At 61.4% G+C, this 25,284-nt stretch carries 22 protein-coding genes and 3 pseudogenes; 13 read left to right on the top strand and 12 right to left on the bottom strand.

What is annotated here, in order from left to right; genetic code table 11:
* Positions 1 to 105: 105 nt before the first annotated feature.
* Positions 106 to 321 (top strand): annotated as a pseudogene (locus E3O45_RS15580) (IS3 family transposase); the annotation flags it as partial.
* Positions 322 to 329: 8 nt separating this feature from the next.
* Here the strand turns inward: E3O45_RS15580 and E3O45_RS15575 are convergent.
* A complete protein-coding gene (locus E3O45_RS15575) occupies positions 330 to 1,085 on the bottom strand; it encodes an IS30 family transposase (RefSeq protein WP_198418278.1) in 756 nt (251 codons plus the stop codon).
* Positions 1,086 to 1,132: 47 nt separating this feature from the next.
* Between E3O45_RS15575 and E3O45_RS15570 the strand changes: the two are divergent.
* Positions 1,133 to 1,882 (top strand): annotated as a pseudogene (locus E3O45_RS15570) (IS256 family transposase); the annotation flags it as partial.
* A gap of 476 nt (positions 1,883 to 2,358) precedes the next feature.
* Here E3O45_RS15570 and E3O45_RS15565 read toward each other — a convergent pair.
* The 4 genes and pseudogenes from E3O45_RS15565 to E3O45_RS15550 all read right to left on the bottom strand — a co-directional run bounded on the left by E3O45_RS15565 (position 2,359) and on the right by E3O45_RS15550 (position 4,831).
* Positions 2,359 to 3,285 carry an SDR family NAD(P)-dependent oxidoreductase gene (locus E3O45_RS15565; RefSeq protein ID WP_134444314.1) on the bottom strand — a complete coding sequence of 309 codons (927 nt, stop codon included), beginning with the start codon at positions 3,283 to 3,285 and terminating at the stop codon, positions 2,359 to 2,361.
* Positions 3,286 to 3,534: 249 nt separating this feature from the next.
* Positions 3,535 to 3,818, bottom strand: a pseudogene (locus tag E3O45_RS18455) (Tn3 family transposase); the annotation flags it as partial.
* Positions 3,819 to 3,858: 40 nt separating this feature from the next.
* Positions 3,859 to 4,173, bottom strand: coding sequence for a hypothetical protein (locus E3O45_RS15555; RefSeq protein WP_174843102.1), 315 nt, complete (start codon positions 4,171 to 4,173; stop codon positions 3,859 to 3,861).
* A 94-nt stretch (positions 4,174 to 4,267) separates the two neighbouring features.
* The gene (locus E3O45_RS15550; protein WP_166789527.1) at positions 4,268 to 4,831 is read right to left on the bottom strand and encodes a TetR/AcrR family transcriptional regulator; all 564 of its coding nucleotides are present in this window, start codon (positions 4,829 to 4,831) and stop codon (positions 4,268 to 4,270) included.
* Between the two features lie 504 nt (positions 4,832 to 5,335).
* Between E3O45_RS15550 and E3O45_RS15545 the strand changes: the two genes are divergently transcribed.
* From E3O45_RS15545 to E3O45_RS15530, 4 genes are read left to right on the top strand one after another with little or no spacing between them, the layout of a single operon-like run.
* Positions 5,336 to 5,854 (top strand): biotin/lipoyl-containing protein, encoded by a 519-nt coding sequence (locus E3O45_RS15545; protein WP_134444310.1) that lies wholly within the window; start codon positions 5,336 to 5,338, stop codon positions 5,852 to 5,854.
* A 13-nt stretch (positions 5,855 to 5,867) separates the two neighbouring features.
* Entirely contained in the window at positions 5,868 to 7,253 is a 1,386-nt protein-coding gene (locus E3O45_RS15540; RefSeq protein ID WP_198418277.1) for an acetyl/propionyl/methylcrotonyl-CoA carboxylase subunit alpha, read from the top strand.
* Positions 7,253 to 8,725: a carboxyltransferase gene (locus E3O45_RS15535; protein WP_134444307.1), complete on the top strand. Its 1,473-nt coding sequence runs from the start codon at positions 7,253 to 7,255 to the stop codon at positions 8,723 to 8,725. Before E3O45_RS15540 ends, E3O45_RS15535 begins: the two co-directional genes overlap by 1 nt.
* Positions 8,726 to 9,553, top strand: coding sequence for an enoyl-CoA hydratase-related protein (locus tag E3O45_RS15530; RefSeq protein ID WP_134444305.1), 828 nt, complete (start codon positions 8,726 to 8,728; stop codon positions 9,551 to 9,553).
* Here the strand turns inward: E3O45_RS15530 and E3O45_RS15525 are convergent, their stop codons facing one another.
* Positions 9,554 to 10,567, bottom strand: a complete 1,014-nt coding sequence (locus E3O45_RS15525; RefSeq protein ID WP_134444303.1) for a nitronate monooxygenase family protein — start codon at positions 10,565 to 10,567, stop codon at positions 9,554 to 9,556.
* Between the two features lie 117 nt (positions 10,568 to 10,684).
* On the opposite strand from E3O45_RS15525, the gene E3O45_RS15520 reads away from it, so the two are divergent.
* Positions 10,685 to 12,718 (top strand): 3-hydroxyacyl-CoA dehydrogenase NAD-binding domain-containing protein, encoded by a 2,034-nt coding sequence (locus tag E3O45_RS15520; RefSeq protein ID WP_166789525.1) that lies wholly within the window; start codon positions 10,685 to 10,687, stop codon positions 12,716 to 12,718.
* 49 nt (positions 12,719 to 12,767) lie between these two features.
* Here the strand turns inward: E3O45_RS15520 and E3O45_RS15515 are convergent, their stop codons facing one another.
* On the bottom strand, positions 12,768 to 13,553 hold the full coding sequence (locus tag E3O45_RS15515; protein ID WP_134444299.1) for an enoyl-CoA hydratase/isomerase family protein: 786 nt from the start codon (positions 13,551 to 13,553) through the stop codon (positions 12,768 to 12,770).
* 84 nt (positions 13,554 to 13,637) lie between these two features.
* On the opposite strand from E3O45_RS15515, the gene E3O45_RS15510 reads away from it, so the two are divergent.
* Positions 13,638 to 14,420, top strand: coding sequence for an enoyl-CoA hydratase/isomerase family protein (locus E3O45_RS15510; protein ID WP_134444298.1), 783 nt, complete (start codon positions 13,638 to 13,640; stop codon positions 14,418 to 14,420).
* Between the two features lie 48 nt (positions 14,421 to 14,468).
* On the opposite strand, the gene E3O45_RS15505 is transcribed toward E3O45_RS15510, so the two are convergent.
* Positions 14,469 to 15,311, bottom strand: coding sequence for an acyl-CoA thioesterase II (locus E3O45_RS15505; RefSeq protein WP_255452991.1), 843 nt, complete (start codon positions 15,309 to 15,311; stop codon positions 14,469 to 14,471).
* 126 nt (positions 15,312 to 15,437) lie between these two features.
* Here E3O45_RS15505 and E3O45_RS15500 point away from each other — a divergent pair, with 126 nt between their 5' ends.
* The 3 genes from E3O45_RS15500 to E3O45_RS15490 are packed head-to-tail and all read left to right on the top strand — an operon-like array spanning position 15,438 to position 18,693.
* The gene (locus tag E3O45_RS15500; protein WP_134444294.1) at positions 15,438 to 16,574 is read left to right on the top strand and encodes a 3-ketoacyl-CoA thiolase; all 1,137 of its coding nucleotides are present in this window, start codon (positions 15,438 to 15,440) and stop codon (positions 16,572 to 16,574) included.
* The gene (locus E3O45_RS15495) at positions 16,571 to 17,722 is read left to right on the top strand and encodes a propanoyl-CoA acyltransferase (protein WP_134444292.1); all 1,152 of its coding nucleotides are present in this window, start codon (positions 16,571 to 16,573) and stop codon (positions 17,720 to 17,722) included. Before E3O45_RS15500 ends, E3O45_RS15495 begins: the two co-directional genes overlap by 4 nt.
* Positions 17,722 to 18,693: an OB-fold nucleic acid binding domain-containing protein gene (locus tag E3O45_RS15490; protein ID WP_134444291.1), complete on the top strand. Its 972-nt coding sequence runs from the start codon at positions 17,722 to 17,724 to the stop codon at positions 18,691 to 18,693. Before E3O45_RS15495 ends, E3O45_RS15490 begins: the two co-directional genes overlap by 1 nt.
* 82 nt (positions 18,694 to 18,775) lie before the next feature.
* Here the strand turns inward: E3O45_RS15490 and E3O45_RS15485 are convergent, their stop codons facing one another.
* Positions 18,776 to 19,696: a cyclase family protein gene (locus E3O45_RS15485; RefSeq protein ID WP_134444289.1), complete on the bottom strand. Its 921-nt coding sequence runs from the start codon at positions 19,694 to 19,696 to the stop codon at positions 18,776 to 18,778.
* A 159-nt stretch (positions 19,697 to 19,855) separates the two neighbouring features.
* On the opposite strand from E3O45_RS15485, the gene E3O45_RS15480 reads away from it, so the two are divergent.
* Positions 19,856 to 20,794 carry a cyclase family protein gene (locus E3O45_RS15480; protein WP_134444288.1) on the top strand — a complete coding sequence of 313 codons (939 nt, stop codon included), beginning with the start codon at positions 19,856 to 19,858 and terminating at the stop codon, positions 20,792 to 20,794.
* A 92-nt stretch (positions 20,795 to 20,886) separates the two neighbouring features.
* A complete protein-coding gene (locus E3O45_RS18450; protein WP_370450388.1) occupies positions 20,887 to 21,024 on the top strand; it encodes a transposase in 138 nt (45 codons plus the stop codon).
* A gap of 729 nt (positions 21,025 to 21,753) precedes the next feature.
* Here the strand turns inward: E3O45_RS18450 and E3O45_RS15475 are convergent.
* The 3 genes from E3O45_RS15475 to E3O45_RS15465 are packed head-to-tail and all read right to left on the bottom strand — an operon-like array spanning position 21,754 to position 25,128.
* Complete coding sequence (locus E3O45_RS15475; protein WP_134444286.1) at positions 21,754 to 22,266, bottom strand: HtaA domain-containing protein; 513 nt, start codon at positions 22,264 to 22,266, stop codon at positions 21,754 to 21,756.
* A 31-nt stretch (positions 22,267 to 22,297) separates the two neighbouring features.
* Positions 22,298 to 23,929 carry an FAD-dependent oxidoreductase gene (locus tag E3O45_RS15470; protein ID WP_134444285.1) on the bottom strand — a complete coding sequence of 544 codons (1,632 nt, stop codon included), beginning with the start codon at positions 23,927 to 23,929 and terminating at the stop codon, positions 22,298 to 22,300.
* 20 nt (positions 23,930 to 23,949) lie between these two features.
* Positions 23,950 to 25,128, bottom strand: a complete 1,179-nt coding sequence (locus E3O45_RS15465) for a cytochrome P450 (RefSeq protein WP_134444284.1) — start codon at positions 25,126 to 25,128, stop codon at positions 23,950 to 23,952.
* Positions 25,129 to 25,284 lie beyond the last annotated feature (156 nt).

Raw genomic sequence — 25,284 nt, 5'->3', positions numbered from 1 at the left:
GCTCGGGTACCGACGGCCTAACGAAGTGCACTACGGTTATGAAAAGCCAGCCCTGGCAGCGTAGAAGAAACCACTAATTCCGCTGTCCGAAATCCCCGCGGCAGCTCAATCAACGCGGTGGCGGAAAGTTTTTTCTCGCACATGAAGACCGAAATGTACTACCAGCACGACTTCGAGAACCACCTCGCCGCGAGGACCGCCGTGATGGAATACATCGAATCCTGGTACAACCGGCGGCGCCCTCATTCACACAACGGCGGGCTGCAACCAGCCGCTGCGTTAGCCGCCCACCGCGACGCCCGCCAAACGACTGCCGCGTAGAAGAAAAATCAATCAGATTGTCTCAATGACTTGACGGGCGCATCTCCTTCCCAATGCCCGGCTTGGAGCCTGGATTCGACGTGTGCTGGGCGTTCGTGGATGGAGCACATTTTGGTGGACTGCTTCATTGAACCGTCCTTGGACCTGCCACGCCCCCGACGACTGTGCCGGTAAGTGCGTCCCGTGCGCAGGCTCGCGGGGGTGGCCACGACGATCAGCCCGCGATAAACAGCGTCGTAGATCGTCTCAGTACAGACGTGCCAGGTCAATTTGTTCGGATAGCGTCGTCTTAGCCATCTACTGATCTGACCCGGCGACCATCGCTTCGCAAGTTTCACCGCAACGATGCGGCGAAGAGCCGGGACCTCCTCGAAGACGCGGACCTTTGGTCGCTTGCGCTGCAAATGGGCTTGATTATGAGCGAACCACGGCTGGTAGATGCCGTCGGCCTTGCGGTTGCGTGCAAGCTCTCGATACACGCTCTGAAAGCTTTTCCCAATCCGGACGGCGATCCTTTTCACGGCCTCGCCTGCGGCGAGGCCGTCTCCGATTTCGATTCGGTCGTCCTGAGAGAGGTAACGGGAACTTATGGGAATGCGTTCGACGACGATCATAATGCCAGCATCGATGAACCACAAGGATCCGCAGCTGAGCGACACTCCGACTTGACGGGCCGCCTCCGACCCTGATAAGCCCTGTCGAATCAATACGAAGTAGCGCCGCTTAACCGCTGCCGGCATCTTGTTCGGTGCGAATCTGACCATGGCATTCTCCCTGCTTGGGATTCGCAACGACCAGTAGAAACTGCCGCGTTTACGCGGCGATCTTCATTGATGCGATCGTGGTGAAGATCCGTGACGGGCAGGTCGCCAACCGGCCCATCTACGCGGCCATCGGCGTGACGCTGGCCGGCGACAAGGACATCCTCGGGCTCTGGGCCGGCACCGGCGGTGAAGGCGCCAAGTTCTGGATGTCCGTCCTGACCGACATCAAGAACCGTGGCGTCACCGACACGTTCTTCCTGGTCTGTGACGGGTTGAAAGGTCTACCGGACGTCGTCGGGAACGTGTGGCCATTGACGACGGTGCAGACCTGCATCATTCATCTGATCCTCAACACGTTCAAGCTCGCGTCGAAGAAGGACTGGGAAGCGGTGAAACGGTCGGTGAAGCCGATCTACAGCGCTCCGACCGTCGACGCTGCCCGCGCGGCGCTGGATTAGATGACCGAGGTCTGGGGCAAGAAATATGGTGCGATCATCCGGTTGTGGGAGTCGGCGTAGGAAGAGTTCACCCCGTTCTTGTCCTACGACCCGGAGATCCGTCAGGTGATCTGCTCCACCAACGCGATCGAGTCGCTCAACGCCCGGTACCGGCGGGCGGTGCGCGCTCGAGGACATTTTCCCACCGAGCAAGCAGCTCTGAAATGCTTGTATCTGGTCACGCGCAGTCTCGACCCGACCGGGGTCGGCCGACTGCGGTGGACGATGCGTTGGAAGCCAGCTCTCAACGCGTTCGCCATCACCTTCCGAGACCGCTGGCCGAACGCAGAATCCTACTAATGAAAAACGCCGGAAACACCGTTAGCGAGTCACTCCCTCACGTAGGGCTTGGTCGCTCGGGCTCTCCAATGGCCGTGTTGGCATATACATATGATTCCTTGCCACCCACCGAGGCCTTTGGCTAGGCCGAAGAAGAGCAGAGCGAGCACGCCTAATTCCGCAAGGCGGACGGTCGCAACCTTGGCAACGAACCTGAACAGCGGCGCGCGGCGCGAGACGTCCTGCATCCTACGCGTTGTGGGACATGCTCAAAGTAAAGCTGGTGGGATCGCGCCGATGGGTCAGGTTCCGGGCGCGGCCGGGCCTCGAAATGGTCGCAGTCCTAGAGGTGCGGGTGCGGTGAATGCGTAGCGGCCCACTGAGCTGCAAGAGTCCTTGCCCACTCATAGCGTCTAGTCGTGGAGCAGACTCGCGTCCCCCCTGCCCAATCCGTCGGTCGATCCGGAACGCACCGGGTCGACCGACGGGGAACCTCGTCAGGCGTCCTTGAACAATGCGGCAAACGGTGCCAGGTCTTCGCTCACATTCCGGAACTCGGCAAAGGACTCGAGGGAGCTGATCTCGTCCACGTTGTCCGCCAGGTCCTCAGGGGAGTGGTTCGGGTTGAAGTAGCCGTCTGCCACTATTATCGCGAGTCGGCCGACCTTCCCGGACGACGAGATGTATGCGTCACCCGACACGCTGGTCGAGCTGTGCGCGAGCCAGACGACAGTCGGCGCGACGATCTTAGCGGGGCCTATAGGTACTCTGCCCGCCCGGATATCGTCCTGCCAGGTGTCTTCGTTTGGTGCGACATTCCCGAAGAACACCTCGGCGTTCATGCGAGTGACCGCCGAGGGGGCAATCGCATTGACGACGATCCCATGTTCTGCCCCCTCGATGGCCAGGCTTTTCGTCAGCCCCAGAACGGCCAGTTTGGCGGCACCATAGTGACTCAGCGTCTCATTGCCGGCATAACCAGCACTGGATGTGACGTTGACGACGCGCCCGTACTTCTGCGTCACGAAATGCGGCCATGCAGCCTGAGTGACGAAGAACGTCCCATCGAGGCCGACTGCTTTCATCGTCTCCCACTGCTTCACAGTCAACTCGCCGAACGGTGCGTAGCTAATGATGCCTGCGTTGTTCACCAGCACGGTGATCTTGCCGTAGGAGTCGAGAGCTGTCCGCACGATCTGTTTTGCACTCTCAGAGTCGGCGACGCTGTGGGTATCCACGACGGCTGTGCCGCCGGCCGCCGTGATCTCGGCGACCACCGACTCTGCCACCTCGGCGTCGAGATCGTTGATCACGACACTCGCACCGCGTGCGGCCAACTGCTTGGCATATTCGCGGCCGAGGCCACGGCCTGCTCCTGTCACAATGGCCACGTCTTCATCGAATCGCATTTCGGTTTCTGACATGTTTCGAGTCCTTCAAGTCGATGGATCGCGGGCCTGCTGGTGTCTAACAAACGTAAGGTTGAAACTAGTACGATTCGGTGTCGCGGTCAACCGGCTGGCGAGCGCGGTTCGGCCACGTCGGCTCAGTATCGCGGGGTGACTTGAGCGACCGGCCGACCAGACGAAATCACCAGCTCCACGGCCTCCGCCCGGAACTCCGCATTGAATTTACGACGATTAGAGATGGAACAGATTCTCTTTACCTGTGTCTCAATTCACTATACGGACGCAGTTCCAGGTGGAGTCGCCGGTTAAGCTTGATGTGTTCCCAGACGAGTGGCGAGAGGTGATCGAGCAGCGGGCCGTCGGCGGGATGTTGTGTCGTGGCGACAATGCTCGAGGAAGACTGCATTCCAAAGGGTGATTGCGGCGGTGAGTAGGTTCAGCCCTGATTCACGGTGGCGTTGGTTGTCGTAGGAACGGTAGCGGAGCTCACCGAATCGGTTGAAGAACACGGCGCGGGCGAGCGCATTTCGTACTTCCCGTTTATTCAGGCATCCGTCATCATCGATGAGCGTTGCGAGCCGGCGGCGATCAACGGATGGCGTGGGCTGCTCGCCCGCACGACCGGGCTGCAGGTCCCCGCAGCAGGTGCAACCATTTATCCAGCAACGCCTGGAATTGCTCCGCTCCGAGCCGGTCACAGCTCTGCTGCAACTGGGTCGGGTCGTCAACCTGGGCGAACGCATTATCCAACGGGGTGAACCCAAGCCCCGCCTTCGTCGCCTGCTGTTGCGCCCAATGATTACCGTTGATGCACAATTTTAAGTTGTAGGGGAAGTGCGAGTAAAAATTGATGAAGAACGGACCGAAATCGTCATCCACACAGTAGAAGTAGAACTGGTTCACGACCCCCGTCATTTTCACAATCCACGGGTAAGCGGCCTCCTACTTCCCCGCTCATTCAGTAGCGGATGCGAAACCTCGGAGGCTCTGACGCCCGCTATTGGGCGCGGGGGGCCTGGATTGCGGCGCGAGTCAGGTCGATCAGCGCATCAACAATCGTCTGATCCGCGAGCTGCTGGCCAGTGCGATTCGGTGATAAGCGGACGCTGTTAAGAGAGCCCAGCACGTAACGGCTGATAAGCCTGTGATCGATATCTCCTCGAACATCGCCAGATTCTTGAGCGAGCGCAATGAGTTTCTGAACATGCTTCTCGAAGTTACGACCCAGTTTCTGTGCTTCGGCCAAACGATCTCCGGTGAGATGGCGACTCTCGGTGAAGAAAATGTTCGCGCGTTCGATGTTGGCGAGGTACCACGTGCTTGACTGCCGCATGTACTCGATCAGTTCTTCAAAAGCGCTCAGTTCCAGTTGAGACACCCTCGAAATAATCTCCGCGTTTTGCTGGTGTGATTCCTCCAGGATGCGAAAAAGCAGCCCCTCCTTAGAGCTGAAGTAGTGATACAGACTCCCTTTGAGAACTCCGACTCGATCAGCAACTTCCTGAACGGAAGTTGCTGAATAACCACGTTCAGACATGACCGCAATCGCGGCAGCGATCACATTCGCGTCTCGATTCCGTCGCGTCGTCGTCGGTGGCTTAGTAGGCTCGGTCACGGTTCTCATAATGGCAGTCCTGTTCTGTAGAATTCCTCATATTCCCGCGGTCGCGGACGTAGTTGCCCACTTATATCGAGGGTATGAACCCTACTACCAAACGGTGGCTTGATAGCGGGCGCCGCGCGCCATTCGGAAAATGAGGCGCCCCGCCATTCCTGGGGCGCCTCGGAATTATGTACCGGTTAAAAATCGAGCCATAGCGGCCAATGAATATTCGGCAGTTGACCGACGTCGAATCGATCAGGTATTCTTGAAACTGCCAATCGATTGGTTGGCAATCTGCCACTACAGAGAGCGACTCGTCATGGCTCGGTCATTGAGGACCGCAAGGGTCTACTGGAGGCGCGTACTTCCGTTTCCCTCCGACGCCTTCGCCAATCGCTCGCACATGAACTTCCCCCACTCACTTGGGCTTCCGTCAAAAGAGCTACGCAATAGGAGACTCGAATGAGCATTTCGTCCAGTGACATAAACAGTATCGTCCATGCCCTCCAAGATTCTGACTGGGATGAGGCTGTGGTCGCCATCGGTGATGTCCACATCTCGGTCGCCCGCAATGGCGCAAGGCTCAACCAGATTCCATCTTCAGCCTCCCAGAGTGCCGCCGTGCCGGTACGTGAGGAGAGCGCTCCCCCCGCAACAGTGGTTTCCACCACTCCCATGGTTGCTGCATCGCCGGTCGCGTTCCCAGCGCCCACCGAGACAGTCTCAGACTCGACCGACTTCGTCCTCACGGCACCGAGCGTCGGCGTGGTGTGGCGAGCCTCCGAGCCCGGCGCTGCCCCTTTTCTGGAGATCGGGACCCGGGTCGACCCCGAGGATACCGCCTGCATCGTCGAGATCATGAAACTCATGAACAATGTCGCCGTGGGCGTCTCAGGCACAGTCACGGCCATTCATGTCGAGAACGGCCAATCCGTCGAATTCGGTGCGCCGTTGTTTAGTATCCGCCCGGACGCGAGTTAACCCCGTGCGCCGAATGCTCGTCGCGAATCGTGGCGAAATTGCGGTTCGCATCATTCGGGCGTGCTTCGATGAAGGGATCGAGAGCGTCCTCATCGTGTCGGCCGCGGACCGGGACTCGCTTGCCGCGCGCCTGGCCGACGAGGTCGTGGTGATCGGGCCAGCTTCAGCAACCGAGAGCTACCTGTCGGTCAGTCGTGTAGTGCAGGCCGCGCTGAATGCCGGCTGCGATGCATTACACCCCGGCTACGGTTTTCTGTCCGAGCGCCCAACCCTCGTGAAGGCTTGCGAAGAGAATGGCATTACCTTCATCGGCCCCTCTGCTGAGGTCATGCGCGAATCGGGAGACAAGCTCCTCGCCCGGGCCATGGCCGAATCCGTTGGTATTCCGACGGGTAAAGGAACGGTTGGGCTCCTCGATGCAGAGGATGCGATCCGGGCGGCTGACGAATTGAATTGTTACCCCCTACTACTGAAAGCATCTGCCGGCGGCGGCGGGCGCGGCATGACGATCGTGCGTCACCCAGACGACCTGCTTGAGGGATTCAACCGGTCAAGTACCGAGGCGGAACGCGCCTTTGGCGACGGCACAGTGTATTTGGAACCGTACATCGAGAAAGCGCGCCACATCGAGGTACAGATCCTCGCTGACACTCACGGTAACGTCCGGCATCTCGGCGAACGTGACTGCTCGGCCCAACGCCGGTATCAGAAGATTATCGAAGAAGCCCCCAGCGTGGGGTTGCCTGAGGCCCTCGTAGCCCGCATTAGAGAAGCTGCGGTAAAGCTAGCTATATCACTCCACTACGTCGGGGCCGCAACCTGTGAGTTCCTGGTCGATGTGCAGCGTGACAGCTTCGTTTTCCTGGAGCTGAACGCCCGCGTCCAGGTCGAACACCCCGTCACCGAGGCCATCACCGGGGTTGACATCATTCGGGAGCAGATCCGCATCGCCCGTGGTGAGGCACTGTCATTTTCCCAGGAGGATGTACGGCTCACCGGGCATGCCGTGGAATGCCGAATCAACGCCGAGAACCCCGACTCGGGATTTCTGCCAACGCCCGGCACCGTGACCGAGTGGACCATCCCTCAGGGATCGGGCGTGCGTGTAGACACCTATATGTGCAACGGCGCGGTCGTGCCGCCGTACTACGACTCGCTCATCGCCAAGATCATCGTGCACGCGCCGACTCGCGAAGAGGCAGTCGCGAAAATGGCGACCGTACTCGCTAAATCCCGGGTACGTGGAATTTCCACGACCATCGGCATCCAGCTCGAGATCATGAATGACCCCACCTTCAGCACCACACCGATCACCACCAAATGGCTCGAGGAATCTTTCTTGCCCGGTCGCTCGGCATCCAATGCGGCGACGATGCCGTCGACAACTAGGGGAAACTAATGCACATCGATTTTGTCGACCAGACACTCCGCGACGGCCAGCAGAGCCTTTGGGGTCTGCGCATGCGCGCGTTCGAAGCAGCGGGTGCGCTGCCACATCTCGCCAGTACGGGATTTAGCACTATCGACCTGACCGGCCCCGGTATGTTCACGGTGCTCACGCGTGACTACTTCGACGATCCTTGGGACACCACGGACTTCCTCGTGGCCGGCCTACCGGGCAACACGCTCCGCGCCGGCATGCGCACCAACAGCGTGATGGGCTTCTCCCACGCTCCCGAGGCAATCATTGACCTCTGGGTTAAGACTTTGATCAAGCATGGCGTCACAAGCTTTTGGCTGTATGACGTCGCCTACGACATGCCAACGATGAAGCGCCTCGTGGACGTCGTCACCGCCGAGGGTGGCGAAGCAGTGCCGACTGTAATGTACGGACTGACCAGCGTGCACGGTGATGAGTTCTTCGCCGATCGGGCGCGGGAGATGGCCTCCTGGAAGGGCGTGAAGACGGTCGAGGTCGAAGATGCGCCGGGAGTCCTGACACCAGAACGCGCCCGCACCCTTCTACCGGCAATCCGCCAGGCCGTCGGTGACACGAGGCTTGAGCTGCACTGCCACACAAGCACGGGCCTAGGCGTCCACAACTATGTTATCGGCCTAGAATCAGGGTTTAACGCAGTACACACCGCCTCGCGGCCGATGGCGAACGGCGTTTCGCTGCCGTCGACCGAGGCAATGGTCAACATCGTCGAATACCTGGGTCACACGCATTCGCTCGACACAAGCAAGTTCGCGCCCGTCGACGAGCATTTCGTGCGGGCGGCAGCAGAGGGCGGTCATCTGCTGGGCATACCCGCCGAGTTCGACCCCCGCATTTACGACCACCAGCTTCCCGGCGGCATGACCGGAACTCTGCTGCGCCAACTCGGACAGCACGGAATGACCGATCGTTTTCCCGAGGTACTGCGGGCCATCCCTCAGGTTCGCATCGACTTTGGCGAACCGATCATGGCAACGCCCATGTCCCAGTTCGTCGGCATCCAGGCTGTACTGAACATCATCACGGGTGACCCGTACAGCCTGTGCCCCGACGAGGTTATCCACTATCTACTCGGGCACTACGGCCCGATCTACGGTCCAGTGAACCAGCAGGTCAAGGACCGCATCCTGTCGTCGAACCGGGCCAAGGAGATCGCGAAGTGGGAACGCCCAAACCCTACTCTGAAAGAGATCCGGGCGAGATTCGAAGCTGGTATCTCAGATGAGGAGCTCCTACTGCGCTTCATGAACTCCAAGGAAGAGGTGGACAAGACCTTGGCGAACGGCCCCGTACGCAAAGATCCACGGCGTTCCTCCAACCAAATCGTCGCCAACATCGTCGATCTCGTTGCGGAGAAGAGCCGGGCGACGTCACTGTCGCTGCAGACCCCGGCCTACAGCGTGAGCCTTCAGAAATCCGGCCGGAGCAGCTAGATGGAACCGTCCGAGTTTGAAGCAATCACCTTGGTCCACGATGGAAATATCGTCTGGATCACACTGAATCGCCCGGAACGATTGAACGCACTCAACGACAAACTACTGAACGAGCTTTCCGCCGCCTTCGACTACCTCGCCCACGTCGATCACAGGGTCGTCGTCATCAACGGAGCCGGGCGGGCGTTCTCGGCAGGATACGACATCGGGTCCGACTCGGCCGAGGTCGGCTATGCGGACGAGCGCGACTCGATCGAGGACCGCGACCGGCTCTTGCTCAACATCGATATCTTCATGAAAATCTGGCGCCATCCACTCCCCGTCATCACCCAGGTACACGGCTATTGCATGGGCGGAGCTTCCCAGCTCGTCGTCTTCAGCGACATCACGGTGGTCGCGGATGATGCCGTGATTTCAGGGTCACCCACCTTGCCGATCGGCGGCGGCTACATCGCTCCGTTGTGGTCAATGCTGGTTGGCCCGAAGCGTGCCAAGCTCATGTCGTTCGACGTCGGCCACCGCATCGACGGCCGCACAGCCGCCGCCTGGGGGTGGGCCACTGAGTCCGTGCCCGCAGAATCTCTAGGAGAGCATGTGCGCTCTCTAGCCCTATCTATTGCCCGCACACCCGCCTCCAGCCTGAAACTCAAGAAAGAAGCCATCAACCGGGTCTCAGATTTGGCTGGCTTCGCCTCGATCGCCCGGATGGGCGCCGAGACGGACGCTCTCCTGCACCTCACGCCCGAGGTTCGCCGAGTGCAGCATTCCATCAAGGAGCGTGGTCTGAAGGGCGCGATCGCGCATTTCCAGGAGTTCGGAATCGACTGATTATCGGGCCCTGCTGATCGACGGGATGTCACTGGCCGCTGTCGACGAGGCTTTGGGCGAGCGGATGCGGGCGACGGCATCGTCGATCTCGGCGGCGATCCGCTGCAGGAGCACGGAGCACGACGGGGCATCGTAGATGAGACCCTGTGCCTGGCTCGCCCACCAGATTCCGGCGTCGAGATCACCCGTGCGGTACACCTCCCGGCCCCTGGCGCCGGCGACGAGATGTTGCACGTCATCGAAGGAGCCGCCGCGGGCGAGGACTGCGGCGGCCTCGACCGAGACAGCGTTCCGGGCGACTCGCGCCGTGTTGTTCAGCTCCCGGAAAAGCAGAACGGTGTCCAGCTCCGTGTGATCAATGATCGACTGTTTGACGTTGTCATGGATTGGGGCTTCCTCGGTGGCCATGAACCGCGTGGCGAGCATTGCTCCGGCCGCGCCCAACATGAGCATGCTGGCTATGCCGCGCCCATTTGCCAGCCCACCGGCCGCGAGCACCGGTATCGCCACCTGCTCGACAACGCGTTGCAAGAGCACCGATGTCGGCACATCGAGTTCGCCGGGATGGCCCGCCGCCTCGAACCCAATCACGGCGACCACATCGACGCCACTCGCCTCGGCTTTGAGCGCGTGCTTGAGGCTGGTCGCCTTGTGGATGACCCGGATGCCAGCGGTGTGCAAGCGCGCCGTGATCGGTGCGGGGTTTGTCCCGGACAGTTCGACGGCAGCGATCCCACTATTCTCGAGGACGCTCAGGTAGGCATCATAGGGAGGTGGAGTGATGGACGGGAGCATGGTCAGGTTCACCGCGAATGGCCTCGCCGTCAGTGCGAAGCAAGCGTCGATCTCAGCGGCGAGGAGCTCCGGGGTGGAGAAGGTCAGCGCGGTGATTGTGCCGAGCCCTCCGGCGTTCGACACTGCAGCGGCCAGTGTGGCCGTGCCAATGCCCTGCATGCCGCCCTGCATCACGGGGGTCGTCAATGAAAACATCTCGGTGAAGCGCTCGTCGGTCACTCCGGCCTCCTCGGTGCAGCCCCGTCTGGAACAAAATTCTAATCATATTTCACCTAGCAACCAAATGATCGTTTGATAGAATGGGATGATTCACACTCAAAGATGAGGAAATCGCCAATGACAACCGTCTCCACAACCTGGGTGGGCACCACCGCCGTACTCACACTTGACAATCCGCCCGTCAATATGGGCAACATCCACCTGCGCCGTGATCTGAGCCAGGCCCTGGCAGCCATCCGCGACAACGCGAGTGTGACGGGTCTCACCGGTGTGGTGATCGATTCGGCGGGAAAGCACTTCTACGCCGGATCAGACATCAGCGAGTTCGACCGCCCCCTCGAAGAGCCGCAGCTGCCGTCGGTGATCACGGCCATCGAGGCGCTGTCGGTGCCCGTCGTGGCGGCCGTCCGGGGTCTCGCACTTGGCGGGGGGTTCGAGCTCGCGCTTGCCTGTGACGGCCGGGTCGCCGACTCCTCGGCCACTTTCGGCTTCCCGGAGGTCACTCTCGGCATGATCCCCGGTGCGGGCGGAACCGTGCGGACGGCCCGACTGCTCGGCGTCGCGGCAGCCATCGACCTCGCCGCGTCGGCTCGCCAGGTCCGAGCGGAAGAGGCACTGAGACTGGGGATCGTCGACCGGGTCGTGGAGCCCGCGCAACTGCGGGACGCAGCAATCGCATTCGCTGCCGACCTCGGCGGCAAGCGCGTCCTATCCGCACTGGCCGCGCCGGAGGGCAGTGAAACGGAGATCGACGCGGCCATGTCCGCGATCCCGCATCGGGCCAGACCCAACGTCTTCCGGGCCGCCAGGATGGTGAAGCGCTCTGCCGAGATTGACGGCGCTGCTGCCCTCGTCGAGGAACGGACAATCTTCAATGAGCTCCGGGTTAGTGAGGAAGCTGCGAACCTGCGCTATCTCTTCTTCGCCAAGCGTGCCGCGGCCAAGGGACTCCGCACCGGGGCATCCCCCGCCCAGATCGGCCGGATCGGCATCGCAGGGGCCGGAACGATGGGCGCTTCTCTCGCGAAAGCATGCGTCGCTGCCGGCTACGCGGTGACTGTGTTCGACGTGAACGCCGACGCGCTAACCCGGGTCGCCGCAATTGCACCCACCATTAGCACCGTGGATAGCCTCGAAGGCCTCGTCGGCTGCGGGCTGATCATTGATGCGGTCTTCGAAGACTTGCAGGTAAAACGCGATCTCTTCCAGGCCCTGGAAGAGATCGTCAGCGCCGACACGGTGCTCGCCACGAACACGTCGTATCTCAACCTGGACGACATCGCCGCCGAGATGAGGACTGCGCAGCGGTTCGGTGGCCTGCACTTCTTCAATCCGGCGAGCACCAATCCGCTGGTTGAGGTCATTCGAGCTGGCACGACAGACGACGCAACCGTCGCCACGCTCAGCGCGGTCGCCGCCCGGCTCGGCAAAACCGCCATTCCGGCCGGCCTCGGCGACGGATTCGTCGCCAACCGCGTCTACACCGACTACCGGACCCAAGCCGAGTTCCTCGTCGAAGACGGCGCGCTCCCTCACGAAGTCGATGCCGCGATGACGGAACTGGGCCTGCCCATTGGCCCGTTCGCCGTGGCGGACATGTCGGGACTAGACATCGCTTGGGCCCGTCGCAAGCACCTAGCTCCGCTCCGGAATCCACTGGCTCGCTACGTCACCATCGCCGACACACTATGCGAGGCAGGCCGACTTGGTAAAAAGACCGGTTCCGGCTGGTACGCGTATCCGGAGGGCGCGCGTCGCGGGAATCCCGACGAAGAGACGCGCCGCATCATTGACGAAGTGCGGCGTGCCAAGGGGATCCAGCCTCGTGCGATCCCCGCCCAGGAGATCCGGTCACGCATCCTGGCGTCGATGCTATGCGCCGCCGCCACCGTCGTGGCCACCGGCATAGCCCAGCGCGCATCAGACATCGACGTGGCCCTGACGGAGGGCTTCGCATTTCCACGCTGGCTTGGTGGGCCCCTACGCCACGTCTCGAGCCTGCCCGAATCAGAGCTGTTGGAATCATTGAAGCTCGTCTATGAGTCCTGCCCCATCACGTTCGCCCTCTTGGCTCCAGCCGTCGGCGGGGTGGTTCCGGTCGAGGTGGCCGAGGTCTTACGCCAAGTGCAACGCCAGCCGATCGCGGCCTAACCGTTGCGGGGCCGAGTGCGTGCAGCACCCGGCCCCGTTCCCGTCTGGACTAAGAGTCCTGCACCTGAGCCGTGCGTCGTTCGAGAAATGCATTCACGCCCTCCTGCGAATCACTCAACGCCACGAGGTCTCCCGAGAGCGCCTGTGCGAGACGGTAGGCGTCGAGCCACCCGAGGTTCTCGTGTTCGACGAACGCCTTCTTACGGGCGCGGAGCACGGGAAGGCTTTTTGTGGCGATCGTCTGCGCCAGGGCGCGGGCTTCGGCTAGGACCTCGCCTCGCGGGACAACCCTATTGAGAAGTCCAGATGCCAAGAGTTCCTGCGCCGACGCCCGCCGCCCAGTGTAGGCAAGCTCGCGCACCAGAGCTTCGTTCATGCCCAGATAATTCAACAGGCGGGAGGAGCCAGCGATGAGACCATAATCGACTTCTGGGGTGCTGAATTGGGCATCCACCGAAGCGACGCGTAGGTCGCAGGCGGCGGCCAACATCACGCCGATCCCGATCGCATGGCTCGTGATCGCGGCGATGACGGGGCGCTCCAGGGCGTAAAATCGTGGGATGACGGCATTGATGAACTCATAACGTTCATGCCGGGCCTCGGAGTCCATACCGACGAAGTCATTGAGATCGGCGCCACCGCACCAGCAGCGGGCGTCCTCGCGGGCGGCCAGAATAACGACGCGCACGTCATCGCGCTGCTCGATGGTGTGGATGTGTTCTAGTAGTGCCTGATAGGTGGAGACGCTGAACGCATTCACGGGAGGCCGGTCGATCGTTAACGTCGCGATTCCCCCGGCGATCTCTAAGTAAAACGGGCCTGTTTCGGCGTGCATCGGCTGATCTCATTTCACCTAGGCGGGGCCATCGGCGATCCACCGAGGCTATGTTTATCTACCAATCGATTGTATCATTTGCAGATGACGACGTTAGAGATCGACAAACGCGGCGATGGTGTGGCCGTCCTAAAACTGAACGGGCCCGAAACCCTCAATGCCCTCGATGAGGGCATCAAGAAAGACCTGCTGGCGGCGCTCACCGACATCGACAGTGACGACGACGTGAGAGTCGTGCTTCTCACCGGAGTGGGCCGGGCATTCTGCGCTGGCGGCGATGTGCGCCAGATGGCAGCCGTTCCCGCAGTGGAAACTGTGGCACGGGTGACCCTGGGCAACCAAGTCATCGAGAAGATCGTCTCCTTGCAGAAGGTCGTTGTGGCCGGCGTGAATGGCCTGGCGTCCGGAGCCGGATTCAATCTCGCGCTTGCGGCCGATATCGTTCTCGCCGATCGATCCGCCTGGTTCCAACAGTCGTTCATGCAGATTGGGCTCGCACCCGATATGGGCGGGACCTATCTCCTCACCCAGCAGCTGGGTTGGCAGCGCGCCAAAGTTGCGCTCCTGACCGGGCATCGATTCACTGTCGAAGAGGGGCATGCTCTCGGATTCGTCGCTGAAATCGTCGACGGAGATTTCTTCGATGAGGCCCTACGCTACTGCGAGGTGCTGGCCCGCAGGCCCCCGCTTGCCCTATCGGCGACGAAGACGTTGGTCAACAACGCCGCCGCCGCGATGCTCTCGACTGCCCTTCGCTCCGAAGCGACCACACAGGCCGTGCTCTCGATCACGAAGGATCACCGGCGCGCGGTGGATGCCTTTCAAACGAAGCAGGACCTCAGGTCCGTGGAGTTCCAGGGCGACTGAAAATCCCCTGCGCTGGCTGAACTCTGACCTTGCCCCCACCCTCGTCGACTAACCCCCCGTGGGGGTCAGATCTGTGACGTCTTCGCCGGAGCCGAGCGGGAGGCGACGCAAGAGAGATTCCTGCATGACGGATGCAATGAGGTTGCCTGAACGGTCGAAAACCCGGCCCGTGGTCAGAGCCAGCGCCTGCTCGTAAGCGGGGCTGTCCTGCACATGCAGCAGCCAGTCATTCGCACGGAACGGACGGTGAAACCACATGGCATGGTCAAGCGATGCCGCCTGACGGGGGCCCGAGGAGTGCTCGTAGTCGATATCGGCCACCTTGGTGAGCGTGAAATCCGAGGCCCACGCGAGGGCAGCCTCGTGGCTCGAGGCTGCTTCGCCGGCCGACTCCCTCAGCCGAATCCACAGAGCGACGGATGGACGCTCCGCCTGCCCCGGTGAATCAAGTCGCGCAGCCCATCGCAGTTCCCAGGGTGCGCGGATCCCGGCGGTCAGAAGGGGCACGCGGCGATCTTCCGCCGGCTCGGAGCCCTCCGGCTCGCTCCACTCGGCAGCCATGTGCACCGAGTGCGCCGGCGAGTTCTCCGGTGAGTGAAACGAGACTGTCGACGTGGCAATGAGCCGACCATCCTGGCGGGCGTCGACCCTCACCGTGGAGAACCGCCGGGATGCCTGCAGCAGCTCCATGCCGTAGTCGACGGGATGTTCTGCCAAACCAGACCTCAGGAAGTGTGAATGTAGGGCATTGACGCGGCTGTCTGAATGGGCCAACGGAGCCGCAGCCTTCACCATCTGCGCGAGCAGGGCTCCGCCGTAGATTCGACCGCTGGATCCAGGAGGACACCATCCCCGCGCACCGGTTGGGCCAGAGAGGTGCGGATCGATCATCGCCGCGAAGGAGGGCACCTTCGAGGCCGGAAGGCTCGTGCCTGCCTGGACTCCTGACATTCCCATGGGATTATCTTATCCGCCCAAACCTTGCGTAATCAACCGAACGTAAGGTTGAATAGGCTCATGATTAAATCCCCAACGCGGCGAGTCGCGGTGGTGAACAGCGCACAGACGGTGCTCTCTTCATCCTGGTCAGACCGCCAGCACATAGATCTCATCTCAGAGGCCGCGACCCAAGCACTCAAGGGCACTGGCCTACGCATCGACGATGTCGACTTCGTCATCGACTCGGGCAGCGATTTCCTAGACGGCCGCAGCATCTCCAACTGCGGTTTCCTCGGATCGATGGGTGCACACCACAAGGAGGAGTCGCGCGTCGAAGAAGACGGCCTGTGGGCTCTCAACTACGCCACGAATAAAATCGCCGGCGGCTCAGCATCGGTGGGCCTCGTCATCGCCTATTCGAAGCCTTCAGAAAGCAACGTGGACGACTACTGGACGAGCCTTTTGGAGCCGTTCCTTCAGCGACCCATTGGTCTTGACCAGTACTCAGCCGCCGGCCTTATCGCCCAGCAGTACCTGGCTGCCGCAGGCCTGACGGCCGACGACCTCCGGGCAGTGAGCGAACGAGCTTGGGCGAACGCCGTTCGAAATTCCAACGTCGACGTCGATGTCGTTCCCACGGATGAGGCATTCTGGAACGAGGACATCGCGACGCCACTGCGCCGAGCTGACATGGCCCGCCCCGTCGACGGGGCGGTCGCGATGCTGGTCTGCCGCGCTGAGATCGCCGACGAGATCTCGTCGCGCCCAGTCTGGATCACCGGCATGGGTTCGGCCATAGATCAACATTTTCTGGCCGCCCGAGCGCCAACATCGCTCCCGGCCTGCGAGGCGGCGGCCCGCGCCGCCTACCGCATGTCCGGCGACACGTCACCGAGCGACTATGACCTAGTCGAGCTGTCGGCGAACTCTACCGTTGGTGAGCTCATGGTCCTGGAGGCACTCGGTCAAGCGGAGGCTTTCCATGGGATCGACCACTACCGCGGCGACAGTCCCACATTAATCAACCCATCCGGCGGCGCGCTGCCGGCCGACCCCATCATGGCGACGGGCCTCGTACGGATGCACGAAGCAGCCTCCCGCTTAGCTGGGCGAACTGGCTACGAGAGCAACGACGCCCACCGGGCGCTCGTTCACGGCACTGGAGGATTCGGAATGCAGAACCATTGCGTAGTCACAATCGAGGTAGACGCATGAACATCGCTATCGTCGGAACAGGCCAGACGGTACACGCCAAACGCCGTACGGATGTCAGCCAGGTTGGACTCGCCCGGGAAGCTGTTGTTGAAGCGCTCGCGGACGCTGGACTCACGATGGACGACATAGACAGTATCGTTGTCGCGAGCGGACCTGTAATGTTCGCCGCGGTGAACCAGCCCGAGAAGTGGTTGGTCGATGCGCTGGGAGCCCGTTATAAGCCGGTCGTTCGCGTCACCAGCGGCGGCGGAACCGGCCTTGCCGGAGCGCTCACGGCGATCAACCAAATCAAGGGAGGCGCCGCTCGCCGGGTTCTGGTTGTGGCCTACGACAAGCTCTCCGAGGGCGCCCTGCAGGCCTCGATCTCCACGCTCTACGACCCATTTTGGGGTCGGGAGTTCGCGGTAGGCATTATGGGCTTCGCGGCGGCTTACTGGCATGCACGAATAACGGCGCTCGGACACACCGAGGAGGCGGCCGCCCATGTTGCTGTGAAGAACCGCCACAACGCTATGAGTAACCCCAAGGCCCACATGAAGAAAGAGGTCACCGTCGAGGAAGTGCTCGCGTCGCGGCCGCTGTGTTGGCCGATCAAGCGCCTCGACGTTCCCCCGATCTCCGATGGGGCTTGCGCCGTGATCTTCGCCGCAGACGACGATGCGATGGCAATTACGGACCGTCCCGCGTGGATCCAGGGGATGGCCTATTACGCCGAGGCAGACAATTCCGCCGACCGGTCGATGCTCCAATCCGAGCCACTGCAGATCGCTGCGGCGCGGGTGTACAAGGAAGCCGGCATTACCAACCCTTTCCGCCAGTTCGACGTGGCAGAGGTTCAGGAACCATACACCTGCTTTGAACTGAGCTACTACGAGGGACTCGGGCTCTGTCCGGCTGGCGGAGCGGCGGAGCTGGTCATGTCAGGCGCGACGTCAATGGGCGGCGAGCTGCCCGTAAACCCGTCGGGCGGGTGCATGGGCGCCAACCCCATTGGCGCGACAGCTCTCATCCGCTTGGCCGAGGCGGCCATGCAGGTGACCGGCAAGGCCGGTGACCATCAGGTACCGGATGCCCAACGCGCGCTCGTTCAAGCGGGCGGCGGCTGGGCGAACCTCCGCGGCGTAGCTGTTCTTGGCGCTGAGAAGTGATGACGGGAAGAGAAATGACGATAGTTGACGAACAACGCAGCAGCGAGAAGCTCCTAGCTGGCGAAGAATATAGCAGCGAGAAGCTCACCAGTTTCTCTGCTCAGATCAAGATGCCCTACACACTCACCCCTGGCAAGGCGACCGGTATCTTCATCGCGGAACTCGCCAATAGGCGGCTCATCGGGTCGCGTCACGGCGCGAGCGTCCTGGTACCGGCGCAGGACTTCATCGGAACGACGGGAGAGCCGGCCGATGCTTTCGTCGAAGTCGCCCCGGTGGGCACTCTGCAGGCATGGACGACGACCGGCAAGGGGACCCTGGGCCTTGTACTCGTCGACGGAGCCGACAGTGGGTTCCTACAGAAGATCGTCGGCATTGAGCCCAGCGATCTCTCCGTCGGCATGCGCGTCGAGGCTGTGTGGGCGGACGAGTCGACTGGCACCATCCTGGATCTTGCTGGGTTCGGGGTGGCCGGCAACGCCAGATCGTTCGCGCCTCGCGTTACGCCCCAGGACTTGGCCGAGCCAATCCAGCAGATCGACTACTCGATGACGCTGGACTATGAGCACGCCTACGGGTACTACTACGGCACGCTCTTCGATGGCGTCAGGTCCGACCGCCGCATTCGGGGGATCAAGTGCTCGGAGTGCGCGCGGGTGCTACTACCACCCCGTGCCGTTTGCGACGTGTGCTTCGCCCCGACGTCCGAATGGGTGGACATCGCCGCAATCGGAACAATCCAGGCGAGTTCGGTCGTACATGTGGAGTTCGTCGGTCAGCGTCTGGCGCCCCCATACGTCTACGCGGAGATCGTACTCGATGGCACATCCACCCGGTTGATCCACATGGTGGGAAGCGTCGATCCAATCGAAGCCAAGACTCTGGCCGCGCCTGGTGCCCGGGTACGGGCAGTGTGGAGCGACCGGCGAACGGGAAGCCTCGGCGACATCGAGTACTTCGAGGTCATCTAATCTGCTAGCAGCGATCGAAAGGACTATCTCCGGTAAAGCACGTGCCGGGGATAGCCCTTTTTCGTTCTCAGATTTCGAGTCGCTAGAGGATGGCCATCGCGTTCGCCGGAGAGCTCACAGCGCCCTCGAGGTTCATAGGCACGGCGACGAAGAAGAACGCCCACTCTCCGCGGTCAGCGCAAGTCTGCGCCAACCGCTCGAAGTCGAGGAGTTCCATCAAGGGCAGCCCCAGTGTCGGCAAGAGCCGACGGTGGAGCGATCCGATGGCTCGGTCCCCGGGACCATTTTCCACAGCAGGGTTATCGCTTCCCACCAAAGCAACGCCGTGGTTCCATAGGAATTCAGCCATGGCCTCATCCGCCCGGAGGCCGTTCCAACCAGCGACCGCTTGGCGCTCCTCGGTCGAGAGGGCGAGAAATCTTTCCGTCCACCCCGTGCGGATGAGCAAGATATCACCGACCCGCAGGTTCAGAGATTGCGCCTGCAGCACCGCCTCTAATGCCTCGACGTCGTAGCCGACTCCCACGAACGGGCCCGAATCGTCGCCCTGAGAATGCGCATAGGCGGACATATCTAGGAGCACGGCCCGGCCGGCGATGCCCCGGCGCGCCCAATGGTGCATCCCGAGCGTCTGCCGAGCCTCGTCGAGCTCGGTGATCCCCCCGAAATAGCCGAATTCACGCGCTCGCACGTGGGCGAGCCCGTCGATCTGCGAGGAACCTTGCGGGTTGAACGCGTCGATCACATCTTCCGCGTCGATCCGAGTGGCCTCGACAACGGTGTGACGCAGGCGGTCGCGGCCGAACAATGGCGGGTCGAACGCGTCAATGGGGAGGTTGAGGGGAATCGTCAATCCCTGCGAAACCAGGCCGGCGGCATCCGTCACATGCTGCGGTTGGATGCGAGAGAGGGTGCCAGCATCGGCCGGGAGAACCTCCCACGAATGCCGGACACCCAGTTCCGGGATCAGGGGTAGATCTTCGTAACGAGGAAAACTGTTCATGCCGTACCCCTTATTTTGGTTCTACATTCCATTAATAACAACCAATCGGTTGATAGAAGAATAGAGTGTCAGAATGATGGCGGCAACCGCAGCACTTGTCAAACAAACGATTGATCCAATATGCTATGTCAAGAATTCGAGCCCAGGGGATGGATCGGCATGACGGCACCGGACGTTCCTGCGTACGACGAGCTACCGACCATTGACGCGCTCGGTCTACGCACCTCGTGGGGCATACTCCGAGGGGAACTGGGCACCCTCGACTTCCTGGCCGAGAGCGCAGTGCGGGACGCAGCCCACCGGGTGCAGTCAGGGCAGGTGATCGCCCTGTCGATCGACTCCACCCTACTGCGACCGCCCCTCAATGGACGGCCGACAATTAAACATGAATTCCAAAGCACGGGTCGCAACATATACGAGGACGAGCTGGGTGAGTTCAACCCCCAGTCGGGATCACAGTGGGACGGACTCGCGCACGTGCGTGCGCGCGAGTTCGGCTTCTACGGCGGGATCACTGAACTCGAGGAGGCGCGCGAACGGCTGGGTGTCCATCATTGGGGGCTTCGGGGGATCGCCGGGCGAGGCGTCTTGGTCGACGTCGCCCGCCACCGAGAGACCACCGGGATAGCGTGGGATCCTTTCGCCGGCCAGGTCATTGAGGCAGATGAAATCCGCGCCATCCTGGCGGCCCAAGGCACAGAGCTGCAGCCCGGCGACATTTTGTGCCTCCGGCTGGGATGGCTGGCCGAGTATCGTCTCCGCCAGTTGCGCGGTGCCGAGGGCCTGGCCGATGCGGGTCTCAGGTTCTCGGGGGTCGCCGCGAACGACGATATGGTGCGCTTTCTGTGGGATGCGCGCATCGCGGCCGTGGCGGCCGACAATCCGGCGGTGGAGAGCGCTCCCGGCGATGCCGTGAGTGGATGGCTGCACCGTAAGCTAATTCCCGGCCTCGGCTTCGCGCTGGCAGAGCTGCTCGATTTTGACGCGCTTGCCGACGCCTGCACGGCCCGCGAACAGTATGACTTCCTCTTCGTTGCGGCCCCCATGGCTTTGCATGGCGGCGCCAGCTCGCCGGCCAACGCGGTCGCCATTCTTTAAAAGAGCTCTCCATTTCGCGGCCCCTCGACGTAGGGTCCGAGATTGCCAGCAGCGGGAAAGGACCATTCGGCTAGATACGCGGATTTCCCTGCTTGATTTTTGGCGACGATGAGGCTTGTCTGGACTATTTGGACTGGCTGCGGTCGCCCGACGGACGTTTCGTCTGCCCGTTTTGTCAGGGACCGATCCGGTGGAAGATGCATAACCGATGGCGCGGACGTAGTCGATGACCGCCCAGCCCACGTCTTCCACCAGCGGCAGGCGGAGCGGCCGGCCCGTCTTGTGCTGGACCATCGTCATCTTCGCTCACCAGTCCAAGTCGCCCTGCTCAAGCTGACGGCGGTCCGAGATTCGCAGACCGAGCCGCGCGGTCGCCAAGATCATCGCGTAGTCACGTTTGCCCGTGGCAGAGTGACGGTCGGCCACTGCCAGCACCCTGCGAATCTCATCCACCGACCACAGGTGCGGCTGAGACTCGTGGCGGTGTTGACGCCGACCGCTAGAAACCGCCTGCCGTTTGAAAACAGGACCACTATCTATGTTTCCTACTATGCCGTATCAGCGGCGGGTTGGTGGCCAAGAAGGCCAGGAAGTCCGCCACGCAGGCCCTCATGGCGGCAACGGTCTTGCGCCGCAGTCCGCGTTGGCGCAGCTGGAAGCCCGACAAGTCCCGCACGCCCAGTGCCGCGAAATGGCCTATACCCGCCTCGTCTGCCGCGTCCAGATAGCCCAGGAACCGGCAGACCGCCTTGTCCTTCGCCGTCCCGAACGGACTTGCGTCACGGCGGAGACGACGGCACACACCCGTTGTCTCTAGCAGCCCCGCAGATGCGGCGAGTGTCGCCTTCGAATTGGTCGCATTTGCCCTACTCGCCCGCCGGCGAAGCCTGGCAGGTCAGAAGTTCACGCGGTCACTGGCGCGACGTCTCAGTGGACCAGCCGCCCCAGACCTCCAGGCGTTACGCCATAATTCGCACTGTTATCGGGTCGAACGGCTCTCGTGGTCGGTAGACGTCGTTGAAGATTGGAACCGCCGTGTCCACCAAGTACGTTTCAGCGGCAGACCACATCACGGTCTCACCGTCCGTCGTGGGGGCTGGCATGGCAACTGTCACGAGTTCTACGCGGTCATCCGAATCGACCGGCTGTGCGCGGTCGATCACGGACAGCACCGTTTGTCGCACCGAAATATCCAACCACGGATTAATGAGCTGAACGTTCAGCATTCCCCCGTGCGCCCTTAGCTCTACCAGCCCTCTGAACTTGAGCAGGCCTGTCATGGTGAGACGATCAAACGACGAGTCGTCTTCCAACGAAAAGTAGAACTCGCCGGTGTCGAGCTCGCCGGCTCCAAAACAAGTCTTCTGCCTAGAACCAGGCATCCGAAGCAGGTACCCAAGGAAGCTGGCCTTCACTCCCCAGACCATGCCAGTGAGGACGCGGTCATCGCCCGCACCAGGTCGATCAGTCATTGCCGGCCTCCGCCGTCTTGGAAACCACGTCTCAGAGACGTGACGCGGCCAACAGCGCGTCGACCGAGATGAGCTTGCTCCGTGTTCGTGGCACTGTCGATATCCTTCCCCGCTCCCTCTCCGCCGCGTCGATACGCTGCCATCCCGCGAAGCTAACGAGATCCGGCTGCTTCTCGTTCATGAAGGTAGCTACGTCGTCGTTCAATCGCGCCGGATCCGTCAAGTTGCCTGATTCGAAGTCTTCGCACAGTGCAGCTACGGTCTGCTGCGAGTCGACCTTGTTCGTACCGATGACGCCCGTGGGCCCCCTCTTAGCCCAACCCGTGCAATACAGACCATGAATCGGCGATTCCGCGCCCTCTGTTGTCACGCGGCCGGCGATGTTCCGGATCGTGCCTCTCACCGGGTCAAAAGGGACACCGCGGATGGGCTCTGCCCTATAGCCGATAGCCCGAAGTATGAGACCGGTCTGGAACGTCTCCAACTCCCCCGTCACCGAACTCCGAAACGTCATCGATTCGACGGATCCATCTCCCCCGATTGCTTCCGGAGTCAGATAGTATCGGAGGCTGATCTTTCTGCGCGAATCGTCACCGGGATTCTGTGCAAACGCCGTGTTCATCGCGAGTTTCCGCTCGCTGCCGAATTGCCCGTCGCCATCTCCTCGACCCACGTCATGATCGATCTCAGCGATATCAGTAACGACGTCAACACCCTCCAACTGGGTGAGCTGCCACAGCTCCGAGAATGTGTGGGCTGCGTCGACCGGGCCGCGGCGAGCTACGACTACGACTTCGCGCACGGCGCTGTGCCGCAATGCTTGCAGCGCGTGATCAGCCATGTCCGTCGGCTCGAATGTCTCAACCGGAGCTGCCAGTATCCTCGCGACATCCATGGATACGTTGCCGTTTCCGACGACGACCACGCGCTGGCCTGAGAGATCCACAGGGAGATCAGCGGCGCTCGAATCACCGTTATACCACGCGACGAACTGGCGAGCCGAATAGGAACCTTCCAGGGCTTCTCCGGGGATTCCCAGCGTCTTGTCGCTGGTGGCTCCCACCGCGAAGACGACCGCGTGATGGAACTCCAGTAGCTCATCGAGGGTAACTTGTATGCCGACGTCTACGTTGAAATAGCTAGTGACGTTAGGGCGACGCAGCGTTTTCTCGAACTGATCCGCGACCGCCTTCGTCTTGTGGTGGTCGGGCGCCACCCCGCCTCGAACCAGACCGAACGGTACCGGACGCCTATCGAACACGGAGACTTCGACTCCTGCGATCCGAGCCAGCTCATCCGCCGCATAACATCCTGATGCTCCCGCGCCGACGATCGCAACCCTCAGAACGGGTTGTTGCTCTGTGAGGGAACGGCGCTTCTTCCGCGCCGGGTGAGAGATGTCTAGCGGGCTTTTCTCGAAATAGTCAGCGTTGATCTGTTTGAAGAGGTCGAACTCTTCAGGCATGTCGTTCTCGTCATATATCGCCGACACGGGGCACGCCGTAACACAAGCCGAGCAATCAATACACGTTGACGGGTCAATGTACAACTGCTCGGCCGTCATGAACTCGGGGTCCCCCGGCCGTGGCCGGATACAATCCACTGGGCACACCGAAATGCACGAGGCATCATTGCAGCATCCCTTGGCGATCACATACGTCATAGCGAATGGTTACCCTTCAACTAGATGTGATCGAACAGCGGCTCTTCGTGAACCTTCGTTCCCGGCGTGTAGCGCATGATCATCTTCGCGAACCCCGCGTTGTTGTTCGTCAGCCTGTACTGCTCGAACTCGACGACTTCGTAATCGAGGATTCGAGAGAGGAACTCAGGGATGACCGTACGGAACACAGCTCGGGCGAGGTTCGATCCGACGCAGCGGTGTATCCCCGACCCAAAAGCGACGTGGGGGTTCGGCATGCGCTCGAGGTCGAGCTCCTCGGGGCTCTCGAACTCCTCCGGATCCCAGTTGGCTGATCGGTACATGAAGTAGATACGATCGCCGGCACTGATCTCCTGATCCGCGATCGTGTAATCGCAGGTGGCGGTACGACTGAGGCCGACAGCCGGGCTGATGTAGCGAAGGAATTCCTCGTTGGCACTCCGCAGGAAGGCTTGATCCTCGATCAGACGCTGCTTTATCTCCGGCTTGTCCTGCAGCCACTGTATAGCTCCGGCCATCAAGCCGGCGACCGTGTCGAACCCGCCCACCATCACGTCGAAAACCAAATCCTTGATGTCGTCATCTGTCAGTGCCTTACCATCGGCCTGCTGGGCGATCAGGTCGTCGACGAGACCTCGCTCGGGCAGTGCTTTGCGATCTTGGATCGTCTGCGCCAAACGCACCTGGATCGCAGCGACTCCAGGGCCCGCTGTCTCGGGGGCGGCGAAGAGCGCGTGGATTGGTCCAGCATAAAAATGCCAGTCGGTCGGGGGCAGGCCGAGGAGGTGCAAGGTGATCAGGGCTGTAATGGGGCTGCCCACCTGCATCACAAAATCTGCCTCGCCCAATTCGATCATGTGATCGATCACCTCTGTCACATAACTGTCCAGCAGCGGCTGCAAGCTCTGAACCGAAGCTGGCGAGAGATGCTGCGCGATGCTCTTACGAAATACATCCCACTGGGGCGGGTCAGACTCATTCGGCAGGTAGCGGTAGAAGGGCACCGTGGGGATCATAACCCCGCCACCAGGCTCGCCGTCCTCCTTGGTAAACTTCTCGGTGGAGTAATTCGAGGCGTCACGCAGCCCCTCAGAAACCGCATCGGCGTGACTGACCAGCCAGTGGCCGCCGTTGGACTCGGTCCAGGTAACGGGGCCGGTTTCCCGTGTCTTCCTCTCCATCTCGAGAGGAGTTTTCACCCAATCCTCACCATTAATGTCGAGTTCAGCTTCTCTGCGTGTAATCGTCTTAGCCTCAATACCGTTCAGTTAAGCATCTCCGTGTTACGTTGTGGGTATGGCGCGTACAGGGTGGGTGAAGCCGGTCTCTGACCGTCGGTTGTCGGATTTGGTGTC

It is taken from the genome of Cryobacterium sp. TMS1-20-1, from assembly GCF_004402355.1.
Classification (GTDB): domain Bacteria; phylum Actinomycetota; class Actinomycetes; order Actinomycetales; family Microbacteriaceae; genus Cryobacterium; species Cryobacterium levicorallinum.
This window is presented reverse-complemented; position numbering and strand designations above follow the sequence as displayed.

Excerpts from the sequence above, each read along its gene's own strand:
- E3O45_RS15575 (WP_198418278.1), bottom strand. The coding sequence starts at position 1,085 with ATGGTCAGATTCGCACCGAACAAGATGCCGGCAGCGGTTAAGCGGCGC.
- E3O45_RS15565 (WP_134444314.1), bottom strand. The coding sequence starts at position 3,285 with ATGTCAGAAACCGAAATGCGATTCGATGAAGACGTGGCCATTGTGACA.
- E3O45_RS15545 (WP_134444310.1), top strand. The coding sequence starts at position 5,336 with ATGAGCATTTCGTCCAGTGACATAAACAGTATCGTCCATGCCCTCCAA.
- E3O45_RS15540 (WP_198418277.1), top strand. The coding sequence starts at position 5,868 with ATGCTCGTCGCGAATCGTGGCGAAATTGCGGTTCGCATCATTCGGGCG.
- E3O45_RS15535 (WP_134444307.1), top strand. The coding sequence starts at position 7,253 with ATGCACATCGATTTTGTCGACCAGACACTCCGCGACGGCCAGCAGAGC.
- E3O45_RS15530 (WP_134444305.1), top strand. The coding sequence starts at position 8,726 with ATGGAACCGTCCGAGTTTGAAGCAATCACCTTGGTCCACGATGGAAAT.
- E3O45_RS15520 (WP_166789525.1), top strand. The coding sequence starts at position 10,685 with ATGACAACCGTCTCCACAACCTGGGTGGGCACCACCGCCGTACTCACA.
- E3O45_RS15515 (WP_134444299.1), bottom strand. The coding sequence starts at position 13,553 with ATGCACGCCGAAACAGGCCCGTTTTACTTAGAGATCGCCGGGGGAATC.
- E3O45_RS15510 (WP_134444298.1), top strand. The coding sequence starts at position 13,638 with ATGACGACGTTAGAGATCGACAAACGCGGCGATGGTGTGGCCGTCCTA.
- E3O45_RS15505 (WP_255452991.1), bottom strand. The coding sequence starts at position 15,311 with ATGATCGATCCGCACCTCTCTGGCCCAACCGGTGCGCGGGGATGGTGT.
- E3O45_RS15500 (WP_134444294.1), top strand. The coding sequence starts at position 15,438 with ATGATTAAATCCCCAACGCGGCGAGTCGCGGTGGTGAACAGCGCACAG.
- E3O45_RS15495 (WP_134444292.1), top strand. The coding sequence starts at position 16,571 with ATGAACATCGCTATCGTCGGAACAGGCCAGACGGTACACGCCAAACGC.
- E3O45_RS15490 (WP_134444291.1), top strand. The coding sequence starts at position 17,722 with ATGACGGGAAGAGAAATGACGATAGTTGACGAACAACGCAGCAGCGAG.
- E3O45_RS15485 (WP_134444289.1), bottom strand. The coding sequence starts at position 19,696 with ATGAACAGTTTTCCTCGTTACGAAGATCTACCCCTGATCCCGGAACTG.
- E3O45_RS15480 (WP_134444288.1), top strand. The coding sequence starts at position 19,856 with ATGACGGCACCGGACGTTCCTGCGTACGACGAGCTACCGACCATTGAC.
- E3O45_RS15475 (WP_134444286.1), bottom strand. The coding sequence starts at position 22,266 with ATGACTGATCGACCTGGTGCGGGCGATGACCGCGTCCTCACTGGCATG.
- E3O45_RS15470 (WP_134444285.1), bottom strand. The coding sequence starts at position 23,929 with ATGACGTATGTGATCGCCAAGGGATGCTGCAATGATGCCTCGTGCATT.